Raw genomic sequence first — 17,603 nt, forward strand, 5'->3', positions numbered from 1 at the left:
CTGGAAGAAGACCTTCAATCTGATGACGATGCTGTAACAAAGTGAGCCTTTATGACTGACAAATCTATTCCGTTCTCGGTGCTCGATCTGGCACCGATCCCCGAGGGTTCTTGCGCCAAAACGGCCTTCTCACACTCTCTGGATCTCGCGCGTCTGGCTGAAAAACGCGGCTATCACCGCTATTGGCTGGCGGAGCACCACAACATGGTTGGCATCGCCAGCGCCGCAACCTCGGTGCTTATCGGTTATCTGGCAGCGAATACCACGACGCTGCACCTGGGATCCGGTGGCGTGATGTTACCCAACCATTCACCGCTGGTGATCGCCGAACAGTTCGGTACGCTCAATACCTTGTATCCCGGTCGTATTGACCTCGGGCTTGGCCGGGCGCCGGGCAGCGACCAGCGCACGATGATGGCGCTCCGCCGCCATATGGGCGGGGATGTTGATAACTTCCCGCGCGATGTCACCGAACTGGTGGGCTGGTTTGATGCCCGCGATCCCAATCCGCACGTGCGTCCGGTTCCCGGCTACGGCGAGAAGATCCCGGTGTGGCTGTTAGGATCCAGTCTGTACAGCGCGCAGCTGGCGGCGCAGCTTGGGCTGCCTTTTGCCTTCGCCTCGCACTTCGCGCCGGATATGTTATTCCAGGCGCTGCATCTCTACCGCACCCAGTTCAAACCGTCTGAACGCTTAGCGAAACCGTACGCCATGGTATGTATTAATATCATCGCCGCCGATAGCAACCGTGATGCCGAATTCCTGTTCACCTCGATGCAACAGGCATTCGTGAAACTGCGTCGCGGCGAAACCGGTCAGCTGCCACCGCCGGTGGAAAATATGCATCAACTGTGGTCAGCCTCTGAACAGTACGGAGTACAGCAGGCGCTCAGCATGTCGCTGGTGGGGGATAAAGCCAAAATCCGCCACGGGCTGGAATCCATTCTGCGGGAAACCCAGGCCGATGAGCTGATGGTCAACGGGCAGATCTTCGATCATCAGGCGCGCTTGCATTCGTTTGATTTAGCGATGCAGGTGAAAGAGGAGTTGCTGGGGTAGTTTTTGCCGGATGGCGGCGGCGTCTTATCCGACCTGCTCATTCCCTGTAGGCCCGGTCAGCCTCGCGCCACCGGGCATTCTCACTTCGAGTCGACAGGGTCACTTTTTGCCGGATGGCGGCGGCGTCTTATCCGGCCTGTTCATTCCCTGTAGGCCCGGTAAGCCTCGCGCCACCGGGCATTCTGCTTACTGATAAACAGGCAACAGATTAAAGCTCGATAAAAAATGCACGATAATGTTGCCGACGCCAAACAGCAGAATCAGCACAATCATCGGCGTTCCGCCCCAGACACGAAACTGTGGACTACCGAAGCGTTTACGCGATGCGCGGGCTAACAGGGCCGGGACAATCGCCGCCCAGATGGTTGCGGCTAAACCGGCATAGCCGATGGCATACAGGAAACCATTGGGCTGCAGCAGGCCGCCAATGATCGGTGGCACAAAGGTCAGGAGCGCGGTCTTAAAACGGCCGAGAGCCGAATCATCAAACCCAAACAGGTCCGCCAGATAGTCAAACAGGCCCAGAGTGACGCCAAGGAAAGAGCTGGCAACGGCGAAGTTCGAGAACACCACCAGCAGCAGGTCCAGACTACGGCTGTTGAGCACTCCGCTCAATGCCTGTACCAGCACATCAATGTTACCGCCCTTCTGCGCGATGCCGATAAACTCAGGGCGTGGAATGTTGCCCATCGTCACCAGTAACCAGACGACATACAGTCCGAGGGCCAGCAGCGTGCCGTACACCAGGCAGCGGATAATGGTCCGGGGATCTTTGCCGTAATACTTCATCAGGCTCGGTACGTTACCGTGATAGCCAAAGGAGGCCAGGCAAAACGGCAGCGTCATCAGCAGATACGGCGTGTAGGAAGCATTTTTTTCGGCAACATTAAACAACGTCGTCGGTTCAACATGTCCCAGCAGGCTGCCAAAGGTCAGGAAGAAGGTGATGACCTTTGCTCCCAGCACGATTGCCGTCATTCGGCTCACCGCTTTGGTGCTCAACCACACAATAAAAGCCACCAGCAGCGCAAAGCCAAAGCCCGCCGCCCACGCCGGCACATTCAATGAAAGCTCAGAGAAGGTATGGTGCAGTATGGAGCCGCTGGCCGAGATATAGGCATAGGTCAGGATATAGAGCACAAAAGCGATCGACAGACCGTTGACCAGATTCCAGCCTTTGCCGAGCAGGTCTTTGGTGATGGTGTCGAAGCTGGAACCAATGCGGTAGTTCAGGTTGGCTTCCAGAATCATCAGTCCGGAATGGAGCATGCAAAACCAGGTAAAGATCAGCGCTGCCAGCGACCAGAAGAACCACGCGCCGGACATGACCACCGGCAGCGAAAACATGCCTGCGCCAATGATGGTTCCGCCGATTATCACCACGCCGCCAAACAAGGACGGTCGGGTTGCCGTAGTGGTAAGTGTCGCCATTTGCCGAAATCTCCAGTCAATCATGCTTTTCGTTGTTAACGCGCAGCACTGTACCAGTACACGAGTACAAAGAAAATAAAAAAAGCCCCAATCATCACGATCGGGGCTGTATTATTTACTTTACGCTAGCGGAGTGCATTAATTACGCATCGCCACCGAAACGACGACGGCCAGCGGAATCATCACGGCGCGGAGCCGCAGACGCATCATCACGACGCGGGGCACGAGCACTGTCACGACGTTCGCCGCTGAAACGACGACCATCACCACGGCCGCCTTCGCGACGCTCACCGAAGTTGCGGCCGCCTTCACGACGTTCGCCACCGAATGCACGACCACCTTCACGACGTTCACCGCCGCCACGACGTTCGCCGCCACGGTCCGGACGCGGCTGAGCATCGCCCAGCAGCTGCATGTTCATCGGCTTGTTCAGGATGCGAGTACGCGTGAAGTGCTGCAGAACTTCGCCCGGCATGCCTTTCGGCAGTTCGATCGTGGAGTGGGTACCGAACAGCTTGATGTTACCGATGTAACGGCTGCTGATATCGCCTTCGTTAGCGATAGCGCCAACAATATGACGAACTTCAACGCCATCATCGCGGCCCACTTCAATGCGATACAGTTCCATATCGCCCACATCGCGACGTTCGCGCTTAGGACGGTCTTCGCCGCTACGCTCCGGACGGTCGCCACGCGGGCCACGGTCATTGCGGTCGCCACGACGTTCGAAACGATCGTCACGGTCGCGGAATTCACGCTTAGGACGCATCGGCGCATCCGGCGGCAGAATCAGCGGACGTTCGCCCTGAGCCATTTTCAGCAGTGCTGCGGCCAGAGTTTCGATATCCAGCTCTTCATCTTCAGCAGACGGCTGGATTTTCGCCAGCAGCGCGCGGTACTGATCCAGATCGCTGCTTTCCAGCTGCTGCTGAACTTTGGCAGCAAATTTTTCCAGGCGGCGTTTGCCCAGCAGTTCTGCGTTCGGCAGCTCTACTTCTGGAATCGTCAGCTTCATGGTGCGTTCGATGTTACGCAGCAAGCGGCGTTCACGGTTCTCAACAAACAGCAGCGCGCGGCCAGCACGACCCGCACGACCGGTACGGCCGATACGGTGAACGTAAGACTCGGAGTCCATCGGGATATCATAGTTAACAACCAGGCTGATACGCTCAACGTCGAGGCCACGAGCCGCAACGTCGGTCGCAATCAGGATATCCAGACGACCATCTTTCAGACGTTCCAGAGTCTGCTCACGCAGCGCCTGGTTCATGTCGCCGTTCAGCGCGGCGCTGTTGTAGCCGCTACGCTCCAGCGCTTCAGCCACTTCCAGGGTCGCGTTTTTGGTACGAACGAAGATAATCGCCGCATCAAAATCTTCTGCTTCCAGGAAACGCACCAGCGCTTCATTTTTACGCATACCGTAAGCAGTCCAGTAGCTCTGGCTGATGTCCGGGCGCGTGGTGACGCTGGACTGGATGCGCACTTCCTGCGGCTCTTTCATAAAGCGGCGGGTAATGCGACGGATTGCTTCCGGCATGGTGGCGGAGAACAGAGCGGTCTGATGACCTTCCGGGATCTGCGCCATAATTGTTTCTACGTCTTCGATGAAGCCCATACGCAACATTTCGTCAGCTTCATCCAGTACCAGACCGCTCAGTTTAGAGAGATCAAGAGTACCGCGCTTCAGGTGGTCCAGCAGACGACCTGGGGTCCCCACAACGATTTGTGGTCCCTGGCGCAAAGCACGCAGCTGCACGTCATAACGCTGGCCGCCGTAAAGGGCTACCACGTTTACACCGCGCATATGTTTAGAGAAGTCCGTCATTGCTTCAGCGACCTGAACCGCCAGTTCGCGGGTCGGCGCCAGCACCAGAATTTGCGGTGCTTTCAGCTCAGGATCAAGGTTGTTCAGCAGCGGTAAAGAGAACGCTGCGGTTTTACCGCTACCCGTCTGGGCCATACCCAGAACGTCGCGGCCGCCCAGCAGATGCGGAATGCACTCAGCCTGGATCGGAGATGGTTTTTCGTAACCCAGATCGTTAAGCGCTTCAAGGATGGGAGCCTTCAGGCCCAGATCTGCAAAAGTGGTTTCGAATTCAGCCATGTAGTACGTGTGCCTCAAAATTAATGGCGGCCAGTCTACATAACTCAACGTGAAAATTTAGAGTAATTTTCATTGAAAAGTGTGAACCGGCTCAAAGTAGGTGTATTAACGAACAACAACGCCCTCACCCGTGAAGGTGATGGCAAACAAAAAATGGGCTGATGTGTTCGTCAGCTATTGCTGGTCCGATTCTGCCAGGTCATCTTGCTCCTGGCCCAGGAGCGATAATTCCAACAATGCGTATCGGTGCTCAACGTAGTTGTGAACGTTGTTTGCGACCGCCAGTTTGAACAGTGCCGTAGCGCTGTCCTTGTCCCCCAGACTTAGGTAGTACTTACCTAAATAGAAGTTGGTTTCACTGAGATGCTCAGCGAGCGAGGTGTTATCCGTTGCGTCTGCCTTCAAACGGTCCATCAACGTTTTTTCGTTGATGTCGCTAAGGTAGAACTCGACAATGTTCCATCCCCATTGTTCTTTATCCGATTTGTCGAAGCGCTGTTTCAGTGCTTCAAGCGCCCGCTTCTCGTCGAGTTTACGCTCAGCGAGGTAAAGCCACAGGCTACGGAAAGGATCATTGGGATCGTCTTGATAAAACGCCAGCAGATCATCTTGCGCTAACTTAGCGCGACCGCCGTAATACAGGGCGATGCCGCGATTCAAGTGCGCGTAGTTGTAAGTTGGATCAAGCTCAAGTACAGAATCAAACGCTTCATAGGCAGCATCAAAATTGCCTGCCTGCGTTAAATAAATGCCTAAGTAATTGAATACTTCGGGCATATCAGGTCGGATTGCCAACGCTTGTGAAAAATCATTTCGCGCTAATGCCCTCAGACCGAGACTATCATACAACACTCCGCGCTCATATAAAAGCTGTGCGCGTTCGTCATCGGTTAAAGCCCGACTGGCAAGAATTTGTTCCATGCGCGCCAGAATCACTTCTTGCTGCAAAGTCGGTTGCAATGGCACCGCGAGGACTGCGTCCTTACGCCAGGCAGAGTTGCTGCATCCTGCCAGCGTGAGAGCTGTCGCCACGAAACACCAGCGCAAAAAAGGCTTCATTTCCCACTCCCGAAGACAACGATTGGATGAACGTCCAGTTCCCCGGCTGCAAACAAGGCGTCCTGCCCGTAATACGCCCTCCGCCAACGCGGAGGGCAAACGGCAACCTTACTCGCCCTGCTCAGCAACCGGAGCTTCCGGTGCAGCGGCAGGCTGAGTCTGTTCAGCTGCTTCTTTAATGCTCAGACGAACGCGGCCCTGACGGTCAACTTCCAGAACCTTAACCGGCACTTCCTGGCCCATCTGCAGGTAATCGGTCACTTTCTCTACGCGCTTATCGGCGATCTGAGAAATATGCACCAGACCTTCTTTACCGCCGCCGATGGCAACAAATGCGCCAAAGTCAACGATACGGGTCACTTTACCCGTGTAAACACGGCCAACTTCGATCTCAGCAGTGATCTCTTCGATACGACGGATAGCATGCTGCGCTTTGTCGCCGTCGGTCGCTGCGATCTTCACGGTACCGTCATCTTCGATTTCGATGGTGGTGCCGGTCTCTTCGGTCAGCGCACGAATCACAGAACCGCCTTTACCGATCACGTCTTTGATCTTGTCCGGGCTGATCTTGATGGTGTGGATACGCGGTGCGAATTCGGAGATATCGCCGCGCGGCGCGTTAATCGCCTGCTCCATTACGCCCAGGATGTGCAGACGTGCACCTTTCGCCTGGTTCAGAGCAACCTGCATGATCTCTTTGGTGATGCCTTCAATTTTGATATCCATCTGCAGCGCAGAGATACCGTCGCGGGAACCCGCTACTTTGAAGTCCATATCACCCAGGTGGTCTTCGTCACCCAGAATGTCAGACAGTACGACGTAGTTGTCGCCTTCTTTCACCAGACCCATCGCGATACCCGCAACGGCGGCTTTCACCGGCACGCCAGCATCCATCAGCGCCAGAGAAGCACCGCACACGGAAGCCATGGAGGAAGAACCGTTAGATTCGGTGATTTCAGACACCACGCGAACGGTGTACGGGAATTCTTCCGTGGTCGGCATAACGGCCAGTACGCCGCGCTTAGCCAGACGACCGTGACCGATTTCACGACGCTTCGGTGAACCTACCATCCCGGTCTCGCCGACGGAGTACGGAGGGAAGTTGTAGTGGAACAGGAAGGAGTCAGTACGCTCGCCCATCAGTTCGTCGATGTTCTGCGCATCACGTGCGGTACCCAGCGTCGCAGTCACCAGCGCCTGAGTTTCGCCACGGGTGAACAGTGCGGAACCGTGAGTACGCGGCAGTACGCCGGTACGAACGTCCAGACCACGGATCATATCTTTTTCACGGCCATCGATACGCGGCTCGCCTGCCAGTACGCGGCTACGCACGGCATTTTTCTCGATAGCATGCAGGATTTCACCCAGTTCGTTAGCGTCCAGGGTTTCATCTTCAGCAATCAGGGTCGCGATGGTTTCTGCTTTGATCACGTCAATCTGAGCGTAACGCTCTTGTTTATCAGTGATACGGTAAGCATCGCTCAGACGCGCTTCGGCCAGGGCAGCAACGCGCGCATTCAGCGCTTCGTTGACGGCTTCCGGCTGCCAGTCCCAGCGCGGTTTACCCGCTTCTTTAACCAGCTCGTTGATGTTCTGAATGACAATCTGCTGCTGCTCGTGGCCAAAGACCACCGCGCCCAGCATCTGGTCTTCGCTCAGCAGTTCAGCCTCAGATTCAACCATCAGCACGGCCGCTTCGGTACCGGCAACAACCAGGTCCAGCTTACTTTCTTTCAGCTCGTCCTGAGTCGGGTTCAGAACGTACTGGTCGTTGATGTAACCCACGCGGGCAGAACCGATAGGACCGTTGAACGGAATACCGGACAGGGACAGCGCTGCGGAAGCACCAATCATCGCCACGATATCCGGGTTAACCTGCGGGTTAACGGAAACAACGGTAGCGATAACCTGCACTTCGTTAACGAAGCCTTCCGGGAACAGCGGACGAACCGGACGGTCAATCAGACGCGCGATCAGGGTTTCGCCTTCGCTTGGACGGCCTTCGCGACGGAAGAAACCACCAGGAATTTTACCTGCTGCGTAAGTACGTTCTTGATAGTTAACAGTCAGCGGGAAGAAGTCCTGACCTGGTTTCGCTTTTTTCTGACCCACAACGGTAACGAATACCGCGGTGTCATCCATGCTAACCATGACAGCAGCAGTGGCCTGACGAGCCATCATGCCGGTTTCCAGTGTTACGGTATGTTGGCCGTACTGGAATTTACGAACGATCGGATTTAGCAAAATTCTATCCTTTATATCAATAGGTGACGCTATATCCACGACATAACGTCAGTTGACCCGATCTCCTGCATCCTCGCGACTAATGACAACCTTTACCCGCCCCTGCGGATCAAGCCTCTCATTAGCCGCGCGAACCTCTGCACGAAGATCATTAATAGCAACAATACATGAGTTTTTAGTGAATTGCTGCCGCCTGGTCGAAAAAAGGGGCCCTGAGGCCCCTTTTTCTGAAACTCGCAGAATTAGCGACGCAGACCCAGACGCTCGATCAGCGAAGAGTAACGTGCAACATCTTTACGTTTCAGGTAGTCGAGCAGTTTACGACGCTGGGAAACCATGCGCAGCAGACCACGACGGCTGTGGTGATCTTTTTTATGCTCGGAGAAGTGACCCTGCAGATGGTTAATCTGTGCAGTCAGCAGTGCAACCTGAACTTCGGTAGAACCGCTGTCGTTTTCGCCACGACCAAACTCAGAAACGATTTTTGCTTTAGCTTCAACGCTTAGAGACATTTTAGAACTCCAGATTTAAAAGAAAGAAAGGGTGCCGATCTCTAATTCAGCGACCCCTGATGCAACGCCCGAAAATGTTAAAACACTTTTGCGGACGTTAAGCGGCGATATTCTACCCGCAGCTGACTGTTATCGCAAGAACAGCCCTCAAGCCGGGTATTCGACAACCAGACGACGCGGCGCCACACGGCCTTCATCGTCAATCTCACCCATACCGAGAAACTTCCCGTCTTCACCTTCCGTCACCCGCACCAGGCCCTGTAGCGGGGCTCCCGTTGTACGGACCGGATTGCCATTCTTAAAGTAAATAGCCGATGTTTCGGGAATATTAACCAGCGGATAGTCCGACGCCGGGCTGTCCATAGCCATCAGCAGCGGATCGAGCAGCTGCGCGGCAGGAATATCCTGCGCCATCGCCTGTTCAACCAGCGCCTGCAGCTGCTCCAGCGTCACCATCCGCTCAACCGGATATTTGCTGACGGCCAGACGGCGTAGATAAATAACGTGTGCGCCACAGCCCAGTTTCTCACCCAGATCGTCAATAATCGTCCGAATATAGGTGCCTTTGGAGCAGTGAATTTCCAGCTCCAGCTCATCCCCTTCTTGGCGGATAAACAGCAGCTCATAGACGTTAATCGGCCGGGCTTCACGCGGGACATCAATCCCCTGACGGGCATATTCGTAGAGCTTTTTCCCCTGGTATTTCAGCGCCGAATACATCGACGGTACCTGTTGGGTTTCGCCACGGAAACTGTCCAGCGCCGCCGCCAGCTGTTCGTCGCTGAAGGCCAGCGGACGTTCTTCCACCACCAGGCCGTCGGCGTCAGAGGTGTCGGTACGCTGTCCGAGCTTCGCAATCACCCGATAGCGCTTATCGGAATCCAGCAGATACTGGGAAAACTTGGTGGCTTCCCCGAGACAAATCGGCAGCATGCCGGTTGCCAGCGGATCCAGCGCACCGGTATGCCCTGCGCGGTTCGCGTTATAGATACGTTTGACTTTCTGCAGTACATCGTTGCTGGACGCGCCCTGAGGTTTATCCAGCAACAGCACGCCATGCACATCGCGACCGCGACGACGAGGACGACTCATCAGTCCTCCTTGCTGTCGTCCGGGTTCACACGACGCTCATCGTCATGCTTCACCACGCTGGTCACCAGGTTAGACATACGCATCCCTTCAACCAGTGAGTTGTCGTAGAAGAAGGTCAGTTCCGGCACGATACGCAACCGCATCGCTTTCCCCAGCAGGGAACGGATAAAGCCGGATGCTTCCTGCAATGCTTTGATGCCGGCTTTAACTGCGGCTTCGTCTTTGTCGTTCAGAAAGGTCACGAAGACTTTGGCATAAGCCAGATCGCGGGACATTTCAACGCCGGAAACGGTGGTCATCATACCCAGACGCGGGTCTTTAATTTCGCGTTGCAGGATGATAGCAATCTCTTTTTGCATCTCCTGAGCCACGCGCTGCGGGCGACCAAATTCTTTCGCCATAATAAATTCTCCAGATAAAGACAAAAAAGGGGCCATAAGCCCCTTTTTAGAATGATTGCCGGGTGGCGCTTTGAAGCCTGATGGCGCTACGCTTATCAGACCTACAACCCGGACGTAGGCCCGGTAAACGCAGTGCCACCGGGCATAACGAAGATTACGCGATGGTACGCTGGATCTCGATGATTTCGAACACTTCGATCATATCGCCAACGCGAACGTCGTTGTAGTTCTTCACGCCGATACCACATTCCATGCCGTTACGGACTTCGTTAACGTCATCTTTGAAGCGGCGCAGGGACTCCAGCTCGCCTTCGTAGATAACCACGTTGTCACGCAGAACGCGGATTGGGTTATGACGTTTAATCGTCCCTTCGGTAACCATACAGCCCGCGATAGCACCGAATTTCGGCGATTTAAAGACATCGCGCACTTCAGCCAGACCAATGATCTGCTGTTTCAGTTCCGGAGACAGCATACCGCTCATCGCCGCTTTCACTTCGTCGATCAGGTTATAGATGACGGAGTAGTAGCGCAGATCCAGGCTTTCAGATTCAATCACTTTACGCGCAGAGGCATCGGCACGTACGTTGAAGCCCACCAGGATGGCGTTGGATGCCGCAGCCAGGGTCGCGTCGGTTTCGGTGATGCCACCTACGCCAGAACCGATGATCTTCACTTTGACTTCGTCGGTAGACAGTTTCAGTAAAGAGTCGGAGATCGCTTCCACAGAACCCTGAACGTCCGCCTTCAGTACGACGTTCACTTCGTGAACTTCGCCTTCAGTCATGTTAGCGAACATGTTCTCGAGTTTAGATTTCTGCTGACGCGCCAGTTTAACTTCACGGAATTTGCCCTGACGATACAGCGCAACTTCACGCGCTTTCTTCTCGTCACGAACGACGGTCACTTCATCACCCGCAGCCGGAACACCGGACAGACCGAGGATTTCCACCGGAATGGACGGACCCGCTTCCAGAACTTCCTGACCCAGTTCGTTACGCATCGCACGAACGCGACCGTATTCGAAGCCGCACAGTACGATATCGCCCTTGTGCAGAGTCCCTTCGCGAACCAGAACGGTTGCCACCGGACCACGACCTTTATCCAGGAAGGATTCGATAACCGCGCCGCTGGCCATACCGTTACGTACCGCTTTCAGCTCCAGAACTTCAGCCTGCAGCAGGATAGCATTCAGCAGGTCATCAATACCGGTACCCGCTTTCGCAGAAACAGGGATGAACTGAGATTCGCCGCCCCACTCTTCCGGCATTACGCCGTACTGAGACAGTTCGTTTTTAACGCGATCCATGTCCGCTTCAGGTTTGTCGATCTTGTTGACCGCAACCACTACCGGCACCTGAGCCGCTTTTGCGTGCTGGATAGCTTCGATAGTCTGTGGCATCACGCCATCGTCGGCAGCGACAACCAGAACAACGATATCCGTTGCCTGCGCACCACGAGCACGCATTGAGGTAAACGCGGCGTGGCCCGGGGTATCCAGGAAGGTGATCATCCCGTTTTCAGTTTCAACGTGATAGGCACCGATGTGCTGGGTAATACCACCCGCTTCGCCGGATGCCACTTTGGTTGAACGAATGTAGTCCAGCAGAGACGTTTTACCGTGGTCAACGTGACCCATGATGGTCACAACCGGTGCACGGGCTTCTGCCGCGGCGCCGGTATCACGGTCGCTCATTACCGCTTCTTCCAGTTCGTTCTCACGACGCAGGATAACTTTGTGGCCCATCTCTTCGGCAACCAGCTGTGCGGTTTCCTGGTCGATGACCTGGTTGATGGTCGCCATCGCGCCCAGCTTCATCATCGCTTTGATGACCTGAGAGCCTTTGACCGCCATCTTGTTAGCCAGCTCGCCAACGGTGATGGTTTCACCGATGATAACGTCACGGTTTACAGCCTGCACAGGCTTCTGGAAGCCCTGTTGCAGAGAAGAACCTTTACGCTTGCCGCCTTTGCCGCCACGAACGGCTGCACGGGCTTCTTCACGATCGGCTTTTGATTCGGCGTGCTTGTTGCCTTTCTTCGGACGCGCAGCTTTGCTGTTGCGACCGCGACCACGACCGCCTTCAACTTCACGATCGTTATCATCTTCAGCCTGACGAGCGTGCTGAGACGTCGTCACGTGATAATCGCTGGTTTCTTCTGGAGCGTCTGGCGTTTCGGTCCAGTTCTTTTCGTTTTCTGCAGCCATACGGCGTGCTTCGTCCGCTACGCGGCGCGCTTCTTCTTCAAGCTTGCGACGTGCTTCTTCTTCCGCTTTACGTTTCAGCTCTGCTGCTTCGTTTTCACGGCGGATCTTTTCAGCCTGGGCGCTTTTTGTCATGTCGTCGGTTTGTTGATTGCTCACTTTGTCTTTTTCCGCAGCTTCACGTTTCGCTTTCTCAGCGACTTCACGTTTAGCTTGTTCTGCGGCCTCACGTTCAGCTTTTAATTGCGCCTCTCGCTTGGCAGCTTCTTCTGCCTCGCGGTGGGCCTGCTCTTCCGCTTCACGCTGCGCCTGCTCTTCCGCGGCAAGGCGTTCTGCCTCTTGCGGGTCGCGTTTCACAAAGGTGCGCTTCTTGCGGACTTCGATTTGTACCGATTTACTTTTACCACCGGTACCTGGAATATTTAACGTGCTGCGCGTTTTGCGCTGCAGCGTCAGCTTGTCGGGCGCCGAACCGTGTTCGCGGTTCAGGTGCGTCAACAAGGTCTGCTTCTCTTGCGCCGTCACAGAATCATCAGCCGATTTGCGAATCCCTGCATCAGCAAATTGCTGTATCAGGCGATCCACAGAGGTCTGAATCTCTGAGGCCAGCGCTTTAATGGTCACATCTGTCATGCTGTTCCTTCCTGCTACAGTTTATTACGCTTCGTCGCCGAACCAACAAATATTACGGGCGGCCATGATGAGCTCTCCGGCTTTTTCGTCGGTCAACCCTTCGATATCAGCCAGATCATCAATGCCCTGCTCGGCGAGATCTTCCAGCGTACAAACACCACGGGCAGCCAGTTTGAAAGCCATCAAACGTTCTAAACCTTCCAGATTTAATAAATCATCGGCAGGTTTAGTATCTCCCAGGCTTTCTTCCTGAGCCAGCGCCAGCGTGGTCAGCGCGTTTTTCGCACGCTCGCGAAGTGCTTCAACGGTGGCTTCATCCAGACCGTCGATTTCCAGCAGTTCTTTCACCGGCACATAGGCCAGTTCTTCCAGCGTCGCGAAGCCTTCTTCAACCAACAGCGTGGCGAAATCTTCATCAATATCAAGATATTTGGTGAAGGTATCGATAGCCGCGTGGGCTTCGGCCTGATGCTTCGCCTGCAGGTCGTCAACGGTCATTACGTTGAGTTCCCAGCCGCTCAGCTGTGAGGCCAGACGAACGTTTTGACCGTTACGGCCAATCGCCTGCGCCAGATTGCCCGCTTCAACCGCGATATCCATGGTGTGTTTATCTTCATCCACCACGATAGATGCGACGTCAGCCGGTGCCATCGCGTTAATCACGAATTGCGCCGGGTTATCATCCCACAGGACGATATCGATACGCTCGCCGCCCAGTTCGGTCGAAACCGCCTGAACGCGTGCGCCACGCATGCCGACGCAAGCACCAACCGGGTCGATACGCTTATCGTTGGTTTTCACCGCAATCTTGGCACGGGAACCCGGATCGCGAGCGGCAGCTTTGATTTCGAGAACTTCTTCGCCGATTTCCGGTACTTCAATACGGAACAGTTCAACCAGCATTTCCGGCTTAGAACGGGTCACGAACAGCTGAGCGCCGCGCGCTTCCGGACGAACCGCATACAGGACACCGCGAATACGGTCACCCGGACGGAAGTTCTCACGCGGCAACATATCTTCACGCAGGATCACGGCTTCAGCATTGCTGCCCAGATCGAGAGTGATGTTATCGCGGTTTACTTTCTTCACCACGCCGGTGATGATTTCACCTTCGTGCTCGCGGAACTGATCGACAACCATGGCGCGTTCAGCTTCACGCACTTTCTGTACGATAACCTGTTTCGCGGTCTGCGTAGTGATACGGTCGAAGGTGACAGATTCAATCTGGTCCTCAACGTAGTCACCGGGATTCATGCTTTCGTCTTCGTAGCGCGCCGCTTCCAGCGTAATTTCGCGCGTCGGCTGGGTCACTTCTTCAACGACCAGCCAGCGACGGAAAGTGTCGAAATCACCGCTTTTACGGTCAATCTCTACGCGAACGTCGATCTCTTGTTCATATTTTTTCTTGGTAGCCGTTGCCAGAGCACTTTCCAGCGCTTCGAAAATCTTTTCGCGCGGCAGCGCCTTTTCGTTGGAAACGGCTTCAACAACAGCCAAAATTTCTTTGTTCATCGGGGCCTTTCACCTCAATCCAGACTGTTAAAAGTGGGGAACCAGGTTCGCCTTCTGGATGTTACTCAGCGCGAACACTTCATCTTTGCCTTCGACGGTTACCGTGATCATTTCACCGTCTACCGCTTTGATAATGCCCTGCCATTTGCGACGGTTCTGTACCGCCATACGCAATACCAGCGCGACTTCCTCACCGGAAAAACGCTCATAGTGTTCGGCGGTAAACATCGGGCGATCGAGACCAGGTGAAGACACTTCCAGGTTGTAAGCTACGGTGATTGGATCTTCGACATCCATGACAGCGCTGACCTGGTGGCTCACATCAGCACAATCATCAACATTGATGCCATCATCACTATCAATATAGATGCGCAGTGTGGATGTGCGACCGCGAATGAATTCGATGCCGACCAGCTCAAAGCCAAGCGCCTCAACCGGCGCCGTGAGCATCTCTGTTAATTTTTGCTCTAATGTGGACAAACCCACCCCCAAGACATAAAAAAAGGGCGTATAGCCCAGTTATTCTGAAGTCAGATAACAAAAAACCCCGATAAATCGGGGTTTTAGATAACTGAACCCTGCGATCGCAACTGCGATCTGGAACACCTTCCAGGAGAATTCTTTCAAATTCGGATACGAAGGACCAGGTCCTCACAGTATATTTGAAAAAGTACTCAATGGGAAAGTGGTTGCGGGGGCCGGATTTGAACCGACGACCTTCGGGTTATGAGCCCGACGAGCTACCAGGCTGCTCCACCCCGCGCCTGAAACGTGGCATATTTTACTCTTATTGAGCAAAAGACGCAAATACTGCTGGGATTTGGTACCGAGGACGGGACATAAAATCGTGGTAAAGTTTATTGATAAACTCTATATTTTGTCAACACGTATTTTATCTTCTCCTGTTCTCGTTTGTGCTGCCATCTCGCTCTTTTTTAGCAAAAAAGCAATGAAGCACTTCCTGTCATCCGCAAAAGATGATTAAATGAAAACTCACAATTAATGCATAAACATGCAATAAAAACCTATTCCATTTGACGCCATTGTTACCGCCTCTTTGGCTACGGAAAGCGCGCAGTCACCAGCGCAGCGTCAAAGCTCGTGAAGATTATGCTCTTTGTCCGGAGAAAAACCGGCAGGCAGAATAGTCAAATGGGACAGGTTCTACGACTTGATAAACCGAACTCACAACAGTCTATCTAGCAGGGTTTTATTTTATGACGACGATTCTTAAGCACCTCCCGGTTGGTCAACGTATTGGTATCGCTTTCTCCGGTGGTCTGGATACCAGCGCCGCACTGCTGTGGATGCGCAAAAAAGGCGCAGTTCCTTATGCCTATACCGCAAACCTGGGCCAGCCTGACGAAGACGATTACGATGCCATCCCTCGTCGCGCCAAAGAGTACGGTGCAGAAGGCGCTCGTCTGATCGACTGCCGTAAGCAGCTGGTCGCAGAAGGCATCGCCGCGATTCAGTGCGGTGCTTTCCACAATACCACCGGCGGTTTAACCTACTTTAACACCACCCCGCTGGGCCGCGCGGTAACCGGCACCATGCTGGTTGCCGCGATGAAAGAAGATGGCGTCAACATCTGGGGCGATGGCAGTACCTATAAAGGCAACGATATCGAACGTTTCTATCGCTATGGCCTGCTGACCAATGCCGAGCTGAAAATTTACAAACCGTGGCTGGATAGCAACTTTATCGATGAGCTGGGCGGTCGTCAGGAAATGTCCGAGTTCATGATTGCCTGCGGCTTTGACTATAAAATGTCCGTTGAAAAAGCCTACTCCACCGACTCCAATATGCTGGGCGCAACGCACGAAGCGAAAGATCTGGAGTTCCTCAACTCCAGCGTGAAAATCGTTAACCCGATCATGGGCGTCAAGTTCTGGGACGAAAGCGTTAAAATCCCGGCCGAGGAAGTGACTATCCGTTTCGAGCAGGGTCACCCGGTGGCATTGAACGGTAAAACCTTCAGCGATGACGTCGAGCTGATGCTGGAAGCAAACCGCATCGGCGGCCGTCATGGTCTGGGCATGAGCGACCAGATTGAAAACCGTATTATCGAAGCGAAAAGCCGTGGGATCTATGAAGCCCCGGGGATGGCGCTGCTGCATATCGCTTACGAGCGTCTGCTGACCGGCATTCACAACGAAGATACTATCGAGCAGTACCATGCCCATGGTCGTCAGCTGGGCCGTCTGCTGTATCAGGGCCGTTGGTTTGATTCCCAGGCGCTGATGCTGCGTGATAGCCTGCAACGTTGGGTGGCCAGCCAGATTACCGGCGAAGTGACGCTGGAGCTGCGTCGCGGCAATGATTACTCCATCCTGAACACCGTCTCCGATAATCTGACCTACAAGGCAGAGCGTTTGACGATGGAAAAAGGCGACTCCATGTTCTCCGCAGAAGATCGTATCGGCCAGTTGACAATGCGTAACCTGGATATCACCGATACCCGTGACAAGCTGTTTGGTTACGCGCAATCTGGCCTGCTGATCGCCTCTTCGGCTACCGGCCTGCCGCAGGTTGAAAACCTGGAAAACAGAGACAAATAATCTCCGTTCATCGACACTCTCAGCCGACGCTAACCCGTCGGCTTTTTTTTAAGCCTGAAATCTGACGATAAAAATCAGGCCCTGCGGTTATTCACAAAACGAACGCTCCGCCACAGAAACGTGGATCACGCTGCCTCATCATTTATTTCTTACGTATTAATGCTCGCCGGACGGCAACTGATAAAGCATTCACACAGCAAATGATAACCAGCGATACCTTATCGCATCATTTTATCTCTGCGGAATAAATACGGTTTTCATCACGACGAAGGGAGGGTATGGCGGAACTCATGGCGAAATGATGAGCTTAATCGAAATACAAAAAAAGACGCTTTTCAGCGTCTTTCTTGCGGAATATTGGTACCGAGGATGGGACTCGAACCCACAAGCCCGTTAGGGCACTACCACCTCAAGGTAGCGTGTCTACCAATTCCACCACCTCGGTACGGATACTGCTTATCAGTGCGGGATATCGCTGCTCGGCTGTGCCGGAGCTGCTGGCTGAGTCTGCTCGGTTTTCGGCGCGCTCAGATTGTCCCACTCACTTCCTTTATTGGTCTTGTTGCTGTTGATATTGCCCAGCACCAGACTGATGATGAAGAACAACGCAGCCAGGATACCGGTCATGCGGGTCATGAAGTTACCAGAACCGCTGGATCCAAACAACGTGCCGGAAGCGCCTGCTCCGAAGGAGGCTCCCATATCAGCGCCTTTACCTTGCTGCAGCATGATCAGACCCACGAGGCCAATCGCTACAATAAGGAAAACAACTAAAAGAGCTTCTTGCAT

General features: G+C 54.1%; 14 protein-coding genes and 2 tRNA genes. 2 read left to right on the forward strand and 14 right to left on the reverse strand.

Annotation, left to right across the window (positions count from 1 at the left end; genetic code table 11):
* Positions 1–51 precede the first annotated feature (51 nt).
* Positions 52–1,059, forward strand: coding sequence for a luciferase-like monooxygenase (locus FNY10_RS21975; protein WP_141963314.1), 1,008 nt, complete (start codon positions 52–54; stop codon positions 1,057–1,059).
* Between the two features lie 186 nt (positions 1,060–1,245).
* On the opposite strand, the gene mtr is transcribed toward FNY10_RS21975, so the two are convergent.
* The 12 genes from mtr to FNY10_RS22035 form a co-directional block, all read right to left on the reverse strand.
* Complete coding sequence (gene mtr, locus FNY10_RS21980; RefSeq protein ID WP_141963312.1) at positions 1,246–2,490, reverse strand: tryptophan permease; 1,245 nt, start codon at positions 2,488–2,490, stop codon at positions 1,246–1,248.
* 142 nt (positions 2,491–2,632) lie between these two features.
* Positions 2,633–4,594, reverse strand: coding sequence for a DEAD/DEAH family ATP-dependent RNA helicase (locus FNY10_RS21985; protein WP_131048474.1), 1,962 nt, complete (start codon positions 4,592–4,594; stop codon positions 2,633–2,635).
* Positions 4,587–4,667: a protein YrbN gene (gene yrbN / locus FNY10_RS21990; protein ID WP_099001532.1), complete on the reverse strand. Its 81-nt coding sequence runs from the start codon at positions 4,665–4,667 to the stop codon at positions 4,587–4,589. Before yrbN ends, FNY10_RS21985 begins: the two co-directional genes overlap by 8 nt.
* Positions 4,668–4,768: 101 nt before the next feature.
* Positions 4,769–5,653, reverse strand: coding sequence for a lipoprotein NlpI (gene nlpI / locus FNY10_RS21995; RefSeq protein WP_100685543.1), 885 nt, complete (start codon positions 5,651–5,653; stop codon positions 4,769–4,771).
* A gap of 108 nt (positions 5,654–5,761) precedes the next feature.
* On the reverse strand, positions 5,762–7,897 hold the full coding sequence (gene pnp / locus FNY10_RS22000) for a polyribonucleotide nucleotidyltransferase (RefSeq protein WP_141963308.1): 2,136 nt from the start codon (positions 7,895–7,897) through the stop codon (positions 5,762–5,764).
* 242 nt (positions 7,898–8,139) lie between these two features.
* Positions 8,140–8,409 carry a 30S ribosomal protein S15 gene (gene rpsO / locus FNY10_RS22005; RefSeq protein ID WP_004868066.1) on the reverse strand — a complete coding sequence of 90 codons (270 nt, stop codon included), beginning with the start codon at positions 8,407–8,409 and terminating at the stop codon, positions 8,140–8,142.
* 147 nt (positions 8,410–8,556) lie between these two features.
* Positions 8,557–9,501 (reverse strand): tRNA pseudouridine(55) synthase TruB, encoded by a 945-nt coding sequence (gene truB, locus FNY10_RS22010; protein ID WP_160704372.1) that lies wholly within the window; start codon positions 9,499–9,501, stop codon positions 8,557–8,559.
* The gene (gene rbfA, locus FNY10_RS22015; RefSeq protein ID WP_004106092.1) at positions 9,501–9,902 is read right to left on the reverse strand and encodes a 30S ribosome-binding factor RbfA; all 402 of its coding nucleotides are present in this window, start codon (positions 9,900–9,902) and stop codon (positions 9,501–9,503) included. The genes truB and rbfA overlap by 1 nt, the downstream gene beginning before the upstream one ends.
* Positions 9,903–10,056: 154 nt before the next feature.
* A complete protein-coding gene (infB, locus tag FNY10_RS22020; protein WP_100685546.1) occupies positions 10,057–12,741 on the reverse strand; it encodes a translation initiation factor IF-2 in 2,685 nt (894 codons plus the stop codon).
* Between the two features lie 24 nt (positions 12,742–12,765).
* Entirely contained in the window at positions 12,766–14,253 is a 1,488-nt protein-coding gene (gene nusA / locus FNY10_RS22025; protein ID WP_032690584.1) for a transcription termination factor NusA, read from the reverse strand.
* Positions 14,254–14,280: 27 nt separating this feature from the next.
* Positions 14,281–14,733 (reverse strand): ribosome maturation factor RimP, encoded by a 453-nt coding sequence (rimP, locus tag FNY10_RS22030; RefSeq protein WP_004868075.1) that lies wholly within the window; start codon positions 14,731–14,733, stop codon positions 14,281–14,283.
* Between the two features lie 206 nt (positions 14,734–14,939).
* Positions 14,940–15,016 (reverse strand) — tRNA-Met (locus tag FNY10_RS22035).
* Between the two features lie 454 nt (positions 15,017–15,470).
* Here FNY10_RS22035 and argG point away from each other — a divergent pair.
* A complete protein-coding gene (argG, locus tag FNY10_RS22040) occupies positions 15,471–16,814 on the forward strand; it encodes an argininosuccinate synthase (protein ID WP_160704370.1) in 1,344 nt (447 codons plus the stop codon).
* A 358-nt stretch (positions 16,815–17,172) separates the two neighbouring features.
* On the opposite strand, the gene FNY10_RS22045 is transcribed toward argG, so the two are convergent.
* Both FNY10_RS22045 and secG read right to left on the reverse strand, forming a co-directional pair.
* A tRNA-Leu gene (locus tag FNY10_RS22045) sits at positions 17,173–17,259 on the reverse strand.
* Positions 17,260–17,273: 14 nt separating this feature from the next.
* On the reverse strand, positions 17,274–17,603 hold the full coding sequence (gene secG, locus FNY10_RS22050) for a preprotein translocase subunit SecG (RefSeq protein ID WP_100684841.1): 330 nt from the start codon (positions 17,601–17,603) through the stop codon (positions 17,274–17,276).

The sequence above is a fragment of the Klebsiella sp. Lac1 genome (genome assembly GCF_009825425.1).
GTDB classification, from domain to species: Bacteria; Pseudomonadota; Gammaproteobacteria; order Enterobacterales; family Enterobacteriaceae; genus Klebsiella; species Klebsiella electrica.